Source organism: Paenibacillus jamilae, assembly GCF_050482105.1.
In the GTDB taxonomy this organism is placed as follows: domain Bacteria; phylum Bacillota; class Bacilli; order Paenibacillales; family Paenibacillaceae; genus Paenibacillus; species Paenibacillus jamilae_B.
Genome location: NZ_JBCNHI010000084.1, coordinates 1 through 931, shown reverse-complemented (window position 1 = coordinate 931; position 931 = coordinate 1). Strand labels below are relative to the sequence as shown.

Genomic DNA, 931 nt, shown 5'->3' with positions numbered 1-931 from the left:
AAGCGCCCATTCAATTCAAAGGATGCCTGCTCAAAATAAGCCGCCGAATTCTCATCCATCAGACTGTAGAAGAGCATCCCCTTTTGCATCGGCGTCAAGGCATACACATTTTCCAGCTCGCCCAGATCTCGCGTATCTTCCACCAATTGCTCCAGCTCGTCCAGCGTTACATGGTTTAACAGAACATCACTTGGGGTCAGTACTGTTCTTTCTTGGGCAACACAATGGCTAATCACCTCACGCAAGCTGGATGCCAGTAGCTCTCCCAGCCGTTCAATCGTTTCATGACGGAATTGTGTTGTGCCATAGCGAATAGTGAACATCAACTCGCCATCTTCGATTACTCCATTGATATCCAGCGCAAAATCCATAGTCGCGTTCGTGCTGACAGGCACACCGATAGAGTAGGATGAAGGCTGTAGATCGTTGCCTTTATAATCCTGATCGAATTGGCCCAGATAGTTAAAACTGATCTCAGGCTGAGCCTGTAACTGCACGCCTGCTTTCTCCAAAACATTCCGATCCGTCAGGTATCGTAAAATGCCATAGCCGATGCCTTTTTGCGGAATATGACGTAGCCCTTCCTTGATCCGCTTAATCAGACGAGCCGTATGTCCCCCTTCTCCCAGACTTCCGTCCAGGACAATCGGGAACTGGCTCGTAAACCAGCCAACCGTGCGCGTAATATCCACATCCGGTACAATGTCTTCCCGTCCATGGCCCTCCAGATTGACCAGCACCCGTTCGGAACCAGACCAGTCATACACCGCTTTTCCAAGCGCCGCCAGCAACAGGTCATTCATTTCTGTGTTGTACGCACGATGAGCTTGTTTGAGCAGCTGCTCGGTTTCCTGCTTCGTCCAGCGGACCGTCACAACCTCACTGTCTCCCAGCAGGGCATTGTCATTCGCAAAATCCTTCGGCAAAGGCT

Annotated in this window: 1 protein-coding gene; it reads right to left on the bottom strand. The window is 50.7% G+C overall.

Annotated features, from left to right (window positions below):
- On the bottom strand, positions 1-931 hold a 931-nt coding region (locus tag ABEW32_RS26420), incomplete at both ends, for a condensation domain-containing protein (RefSeq protein ID WP_430193283.1).